The sequence below is a fragment of the Cellulosimicrobium cellulans genome (assembly GCF_006539945.1).
Classification (GTDB): domain Bacteria; phylum Actinomycetota; class Actinomycetes; order Actinomycetales; family Cellulomonadaceae; genus Cellulosimicrobium; species Cellulosimicrobium cellulans.
The window spans coordinates 20,322-27,131 of the sequence record NZ_BJNZ01000042.1; the positions used below are offsets into that span (position 1 = coordinate 20,322).

6 protein-coding genes and 1 pseudogene are annotated in these 6,810 nt (G+C 69.8%); 6 read left to right on the top strand and 1 reads right to left on the bottom strand.

Features of this window, described 5'->3' with window-relative positions:
* Positions 1-60 precede the first annotated feature (60 nt).
* The 4 genes from rpsF to rplI all read left to right on the top strand — a co-directional run bounded on the left by rpsF (position 61) and on the right by rplI (position 1,846).
* The gene (gene rpsF, locus CCE02nite_RS19675) at positions 61-351 is read left to right on the top strand and encodes a 30S ribosomal protein S6 (RefSeq protein ID WP_172819989.1); all 291 of its coding nucleotides are present in this window, start codon (positions 61-63) and stop codon (positions 349-351) included.
* Positions 352-496: 145 nt separating this feature from the next.
* Positions 497-1,042, top strand: coding sequence for a single-stranded DNA-binding protein (locus CCE02nite_RS19680; RefSeq protein WP_047230913.1), 546 nt, complete (start codon positions 497-499; stop codon positions 1,040-1,042).
* Positions 1,043-1,143: 101 nt separating this feature from the next.
* Positions 1,144-1,380 (top strand): 30S ribosomal protein S18, encoded by a 237-nt coding sequence (rpsR, locus tag CCE02nite_RS19685; protein ID WP_021481584.1) that lies wholly within the window; start codon positions 1,144-1,146, stop codon positions 1,378-1,380.
* 19 nt (positions 1,381-1,399) lie between these two features.
* On the top strand, positions 1,400-1,846 hold the full coding sequence (rplI, locus tag CCE02nite_RS19690) for a 50S ribosomal protein L9 (protein ID WP_047230914.1): 447 nt from the start codon (positions 1,400-1,402) through the stop codon (positions 1,844-1,846).
* A 63-nt stretch (positions 1,847-1,909) separates the two neighbouring features.
* Here rplI and CCE02nite_RS19695 read toward each other — a convergent pair whose 3' ends face one another.
* Positions 1,910-3,220, bottom strand: coding sequence for an MATE family efflux transporter (locus CCE02nite_RS19695; RefSeq protein ID WP_141391286.1), 1,311 nt, complete (start codon positions 3,218-3,220; stop codon positions 1,910-1,912).
* 467 nt (positions 3,221-3,687) lie between these two features.
* On the opposite strand from CCE02nite_RS19695, the gene CCE02nite_RS19700 reads away from it, so the two are divergent.
* Both CCE02nite_RS19700 and CCE02nite_RS19705 read left to right on the top strand, forming a co-directional pair.
* Entirely contained in the window at positions 3,688-6,336 is a 2,649-nt protein-coding gene (locus tag CCE02nite_RS19700) for a replicative DNA helicase (RefSeq protein WP_141391284.1), read from the top strand.
* Positions 6,337-6,447: 111 nt separating this feature from the next.
* Positions 6,448-6,810 (top strand): annotated as a pseudogene (locus CCE02nite_RS19705) (transposase); the annotation flags it as partial.

Here is a 6,810-nt window from a genome sequence, read left to right on the forward strand (position 1 = left end):
TGAACCCTCCTGTCACGGAGAGACCGTGACCGCGAAGACCAGAGGAGGTGGGTTATCCGCATGCGTCAGTACGAACTGATGATCATCCTCGACCCCGAGATCGAGGAGCGCACCGTCGCCCCGTCGCTCGACAAGTACCTGTCGGTCATCAAGACCGACGGCGGCTCCGTCGACAAGGTGGACATCTGGGGTCGTCGCCGCCTGGCGTACGACATCAAGAAGAAGTCCGAGGGCATCTACGCGGTCGTCGACTTCACGTCGACCTCCGACACCGCCAAGGAGCTGGACCGTCAGCTCGGCCTCAACGAGGTCGTCCTGCGGACCAAGATCCTGCGCACGGACGCTCGCTGATCCTCCCCGCGTCCCCCGTTCGACCGTCCCGCACCGGGATGCCGCACGCCGTAGCGCGTGTGGGCGCCGCGTGATGGGATGAGCGACGCGAGACCCGTTACGAGCACGAACGCGACGATGCTGACGACACACGAAGGAGCTGGCCATGGCAGGTGACACCGTCATCACGGTGATCGGGAACCTCACGGGAGACCCGGAGCTGCGTTTCACCCCCTCGGGTGCGGCGGTGGCCAACTTCACGGTGGCGTCGACGCCGCGGACCTTCGACCGCCAGTCGAACGAGTGGAAGGACGGGGACACCCTGTTCATGCGCTGCTCGATCTGGCGCGAGGCCGCGGAGAACGTCGCGGAGTCGCTGACGAAGGGCATGCGCGTCATCGTGCAGGGCCGCCTCGTCCAGCGCTCGTACGAGACTCGCGAGGGGGAGAAGCGCACCGTCGTCGAGCTGCAGGTGGACGAGATCGGTCCCTCCCTGCGCTACGCCTCCGCGAAGGTCACCCGGGCTCAGCGCTCGGGTGGCGGTGGCGGCGGCTTCGGCGGCGGTGGCGGCTACGGAGGTGGCGCCAACTCCGGCGGTGCCTCCGGCGGCGGATTCAGCTCCGGCGGCGGTCAGCAGCAGAGCGACGACCCGTGGGCCTCGGCTGGCCCCGCGTCGTCCGGTGGTTCGTTCTCCGACGAGCCCCCGTTCTGATCGCCCGCCACTCCCAGAACACACACCCGTCCCTGCGGGTGCCGCACCGCTCGGCGGTGCGGACCGCGCGCGGGGATCGCACCTTGTAGAGGAGCAACACCATGGCGAAGCCTGTGGTGCGCAAGCCCAAGAAGAAGTCCAACCCGCTGAAGTCGGCCAAGATCGAGTCGGTCGACTACAAGGACACGGCGCTGCTGCGCAAGTTCATCTCCGACCGCGGCAAGATCCGCGCGCGTCGCGTGACCGGCGTCTCCGTCCAGGAGCAGCGCCAGATCGCCCGTGCGGTGAAGAACGCGCGCGAGATGGCGCTGCTGCCGTACACGTCGACGGCTCGCTGAGCGGGAAGGGAGAGAACTCATGGCCAAGCTGATCCTGACCCACGAGGTCACCGGTCTCGGTGAGCCCGGCGACGTCGTCGAGGTGAAGGACGGGTACGCCCGTAACTTCCTCGTCCCGCGCAAGCTCGCCACGCCGTGGTCCAAGGGCGCCGAGTCGCAGGTGACCGCGATCCGCAAGGCGCGCAAGGCCCGCGAGATCGCGTCGCTCGACGACGCGAAGGCGATCCGCGACTCGCTGCAGTCGAAGCCGGTCGTCGTCGAGGCGAAGGCCGGCGCCGCCGGTCGCCTCTTCGGTGCCGTGACGACGGCGGACATCGCGTCCGCCGTGACCGCCGCGGGCGCCTCGGTCGACAAGCGCAAGATCGAGATCGGCCAGCCGATCAAGGCGACGGGGGACTACACGGTCTCCGTCCGCCTCCACCCGGAGGTCTCCGCGACCCTCGCGGTGAAGGTCGTCGCTGCCTGATCTGCTGCTGAGCAGTCCGCGAAGGCCCGGTCCCTCCTCGGAGGGGCCGGGCCTTCGTGCCGTTCACGCCGTGCCGGTGACCATCCAGGCGCTGCCGCGGGCGCGCAGGCCGGTGGTGACAGCGCGGGCGGCCATGAAGACCCCCGCGAAGGCGAGCCACAGCCACGCGAGGCCCGCCGCGCCGTCGGGCGCCCAGTGCCGGACGGCGAGCGCGAACGGCGCGTAGACGACGAGCGTGAGCATGCCCGCCCAGGCGAGGAAGCGACCGTCCCCGGCGCCGATGAGGACGCCGTCGAGGACGAAGACCCAGCCCGCCATCGGCAGGAGGACACCGCACACCGCCATGCCGACGGCGACGGCGGTGCGCACGTCGGGGTCGGACGTGAAGAGGAGCGCGAACCACCAGCCGCCCGTGGCCATGACGACGCCGAGCCCGGCTCCGGCCGCGACTCCCCACTGGAGGGTGCGGCGCAGGACGGCGCGGACGCGCGGGACGTCGTCGGCCCCGAGCCCGTGGCCGACGAGCGCCTGGGCGGCGATGGCGAGCGCGTCGAGGGCGAACGCCGCCAGGCCCCAGACGGAGCTCACGACCTGGTAGCCCGCCAGCGTGACCTCGCCGAGCCCGGTCGCGACGAAGACGGTCAGGAGGATCGCGAGGCGCAGCGAGAGGGTGCGGACGAAGAGCGGGGCGCCGGCGCGAGCGTTCGACCAGATGCCGCCCGCCGCGGGGCGCAGCGACGCGCCGTGGCGGCGTGCGCCGCGCACGACCACGACGACGAGCACCGCGCCCATGGTGAGCTGGGCGACGGCCGTGCCGATGCCCGACCCGGCGATCCCGAGGCCCGCGCCGTAGACGAGGACGACGTTGAGGACCGCGTTGAACGTCGCGCCGCCGGCCGCGACCCACAGTGGGGTCCTCGTGTCCTGCATGCCGCGCAGGACGCCTGTGGAGGCGAGGACGAGGAGCATCCCCGGGAGTCCGAGGGCGGACCAGCGCAGGTAGACGACGGCGTGCTCGGCGACCTCGCCCGCCCCGCCCATCGCGCCGACGGCCCAGGGCGCGGTCGCCCACAGCGCGGCGGCGAGCAGGACGCCGAGCCCGACGGCGAGCCACAGCCCGTCGACGCCGGACTGCAGGGCCTCGCGGGTGTGCCCGGCGCCGATCCGACGGGCGACCGCGGCCGTGGTCGCGTACGCGAGGAAGACGCACAGCCCGACGAGCGTGACGAGGAGCGTCGAGGCGAGGGAGAGCCCGGCGAGCTGGGCGGTGCCGAGGTGGCCGACGACCGCGCTGTCCACGAGGACGAAGAGCGGCTCCGCGACGAGCGCACCGAGGGCGGGGACGGCGAGCGCGAGGATCTCGCGGTCGAGCAGGGAGCGGGTGCGGCGGCCTGTGGACGACGGCGCGGCCTCGGGTGGCGTCCGCGTGTCGCCGGGGTGGCCGGGCGGTGTCCGGCGTGTCGTCGGCGTGTCGTCGGACTTTCTTTCTTCCACACCCCTGAGGGTAGTGACGAGGCAGGTCAGGGGCCGCTCACGCTGATGTACACAGGGAGATCGTGAGGTTGTCCACACCGTTTTCCACCGGGTGTGCACAGCGACGGGGACTGTGTCCACAGGTTCGGGGGTCCCTGTCCACCGGGCGTGCACAGGGTCGTTTGCGGGGCGTGGAACCGCGATCTAGTGTCGCGGGGTCGTGCCTGTCAGCGCCTGTACCGGGCGGGGGGCGCGGCCACCGGGACAGTCGTGTGGGTGGCCCGCTGTAGAACACGTGTACGACGAAGGTTTTTCCCGGACGCGCGGCCCTCGGTGGGTCGTGACGGGCTCGGGGGAGCGAGGGGCGCATGTCGATCGAGGAGCTCGAGGAGAGCTACGGGGGACCGGGGCCGTCAGGTTTCGACCGGACGCCACCCCAGGACGTCGCGGCGGAGATGAGCGTGCTCGGGGGCATGCTGCTGTCCAAGGACGCCATCGCCGACGTCATCGAGCAGATCCGTGGCTCCGACTTCTACCGCCCCGCGCACGAGGTCGTCTACGAGTCGATCATCGATCTCTACGGCCGCGGTGAGCCCGCCGACGCCATCACCGTCGTCGCCGAGCTGACCAAGCGCGGGGAGCTTCAGCGCATCGGCGGCGCCCCGTACATCCACGACCTCATGGCCGGCGTCCCGACCGCCGCGAACGCCGGGTACTACGCGCGCATCGTGCGCGAGCGCGCCGTGCTCCGGCGCCTCGTCGAGGCCGGCACGCGCATCGTGCAGCTCGGCTACGCGACCGACGGCGGCGACGTCGACGAGATCGTCAACAACGCCCAGGCGGAGGTCTACGCCGTCACGGAGCGCCGGACCACCGAGGACTACCTCCCGCTCTCGGAGATCCTCGGCCCGACGTTCGACGAGATCGAGGCCGCCCAGGGCCGCGGCGAGGGCATGACCGGCGTCCCGACCGGCTACTCCGACTTCGACCGGCTCACCAACGGTCTGCACCCCGGCCAGATGATCGTCGTCGCGGCGCGACCGGCCATCGGCAAGTCCGTTTTGGGAATCAATGTTGCGACGCATGCCGCGGTGCATCACCAGATGTCGTCCGTCATCTTCTCGCTGGAGATGAGCCGCAACGAGATCACCATGCGTCTTCTCGCTGCGGAGGCGCGGGTGCCGCTGACGCGGATGCGGTCCGGGAAGATGGACGAGCAGGACTGGCAGAAGCTCGCGTCGACGATGGGCAAGGTCGCCGAGGCGCCGCTGTTCATCGACGACTCGCCCAACATGTCGCTCATGGAGATCCGGGCCAAGTGCCGTCGGCTCAAGCAGCGGCACGACCTCAAGCTTGTTGTCATTGACTATCTCCAGCTCATGAGCTCCGGCAAGCGCGTCGAGTCGCGCCAGCAGGAGGTCTCCGAATTCTCGCGTGCGCTCAAGCTCCTCGCGAAGGAGCTCGAAGTTCCGGTCATCGCGATCTCGCAGCTGAACCGTGGTCCGGAGCAGCGCGGCGACAAGAAGCCGCAGATGAGCGACCTGCGTGAGTCGGGCTGCCTCACCGAGGACACGAAGATCCTGCGCGCGGACACCGGAGCAGAGACGAGCCTGGGCGAGCTGTTCGCGCTCAACGCCAAGGACGTCCCGGTGTGGGCGCTCAACGACCGGCTCCAGTACGTGCGCCGCCACCTGACGCACGTGTTCCCCACGGGCGTGAAGCCCGTGTTCCGGATGCGACTGTCCTCCGGCAAGGAGATCGAGGCGACCGCGAACCACCCGTTCCTCACGTACGACGGCTGGACGGCGCTCGGCGACCTGGAGGTCGGGTCGCGCATCGGGGTGCCGCGCCATGTCCCTGGCCCGGAGCGGAACCTCGAGTGGGACGACCGCAAGGTCGTGATGCTGGCGCACCTCCTCGGCGACGGGTCGTTCGTGAAGCGACAGCCGATCCGCTACGCCTCGATCGACGAGCGGAACCTCGCGACCGTCTCCGAGGCGGCGGGTGCCTTCGGCATCACCCCGATCCGCGACGACTACGCTGCCGCAAGGGTCACGACCCTGCGCCTTCCGGCGCCCTACCGCCTCGCCCGGGGCCGCCGGAACCCCATCGCCGAGTGGCTCGACGACATGGGGCTGTTCGGCGCACGCAGCCACGAGAAGTTCATCCCGACGAGCGTCTTCCACCTGCCGAAGCGCCAGATCGCGCTCTTCATCAAGCACATCTGGGCCACGGACGGCTCGGTCACGGTCAACAAGAACGGGCGCAGCGGGCGGATCTACTACGCCTCGACGTCGCGCGAGCTCGTCGACGGGCTGTCGCGCCTCTTGCTGCGCTTCGGTATCTCGACGCGTGTACGGACGGCGACACCCAAGGGGTCGTACCGTCCCGGGTACACCCTCGACGTGAGCGGGGTGGACGACCAGCGCCGCTTCCTCCAGGAGATCGGTGTGCACGGCGACCGCGGGGACATCGCCGAGAGGTTGCTGACGATCATCCGCGAGACGAAGGCCAACACGAACGTCGACACGGTCCCGCATCGGGTCTGGGACGACGTGCGCGAGATCCTCGTCGAGCGCGGCATGACGCACCGCGAGCTCGCGGCAGCGATCGGCACCGAGTTCTGCGGCAGCGCGCTGTGGAAGAACTCTCCGTCGAGGCACCGCCTCGGCAAGATCGCGGCCGTGCTCGAGAGCGAGGAGCTCGAGATCATGGCCGTGAACGACTTGCTGTGGGACGAGGTCGTCTCGATCGAGCCGATGGGGGAGAAGCAGGTCTACGACGCCACCGTCCTCGACGGGCACAACTTCGTAGCCAACGGCATCGCGGCACACAACAGCATCGAGCAGGACGCCGACGTCGTGATCCTGCTCCACCGCGAAGACGCCTACGAGAAGGAGTCTCCCCGCGCCGGTGAGGCCGACCTCATCGTCGCCAAGCACCGCAACGGCCCCACCGACACGATCACCGTCGCGTTCCAGGGCCACTACCAGCGCTTCGCCGACATGCAGATGTAGCGACCGACCTCCCCTCCGCTGGTGTCGATATGCAGCCTACTTTGCACAATCCTCCCGCTATGAGTCGCCCCGGTGAGTCCGGAGACCTGATTCCTTGGAAGGATGATGGTCATGGCAAGGACCTCGAAGTAACCCGCAGGAGCTGCGTGAGCGGGCGATCCGGATGGTTGCCGAGGTGCAGCCGAACTACGGGTCGGAGTACGAGGCGATCCGGGCGGTCGCTTCGAAGCTCGGGATTGGGACCCCGGAGTCGCTGCGCAAGTGGATCCGGCAGTCGCAGGTCGATGCGGGGCAGCGGCCCGGTGTCACGTCGGAGGAGTCGGCGGAGATCCGGCGGCTGCGGCGGGAGAACGCTGAGCTGCGGCGCGCGAACGAGATCTTGAAGGCGGCGTCGGCTTTCTTCGCGGCCGAGCTCGACCGGCCCTCGACCAGGTAGTGGCGTTCATCGCCGAGCACAAGGACTCCCAACTGGGT

What these genes read in the sequence shown, in the direction of transcription:
- rpsF (WP_172819989.1), top strand. Translation starts at nt 61, where the DNA reads ATGCGTCAGTACGAACTGATGATCATCCTCGACCCCGAGATCGAGGAG.
- CCE02nite_RS19680 (WP_047230913.1), top strand. Translation starts at nt 497, where the DNA reads ATGGCAGGTGACACCGTCATCACGGTGATCGGGAACCTCACGGGAGAC.
- rpsR (WP_021481584.1), top strand. Translation starts at nt 1,144, where the DNA reads ATGGCGAAGCCTGTGGTGCGCAAGCCCAAGAAGAAGTCCAACCCGCTG.
- rplI (WP_047230914.1), top strand. Translation starts at nt 1,400, where the DNA reads ATGGCCAAGCTGATCCTGACCCACGAGGTCACCGGTCTCGGTGAGCCC.
- CCE02nite_RS19700 (WP_141391284.1), top strand. Translation starts at nt 3,688, where the DNA reads ATGTCGATCGAGGAGCTCGAGGAGAGCTACGGGGGACCGGGGCCGTCA.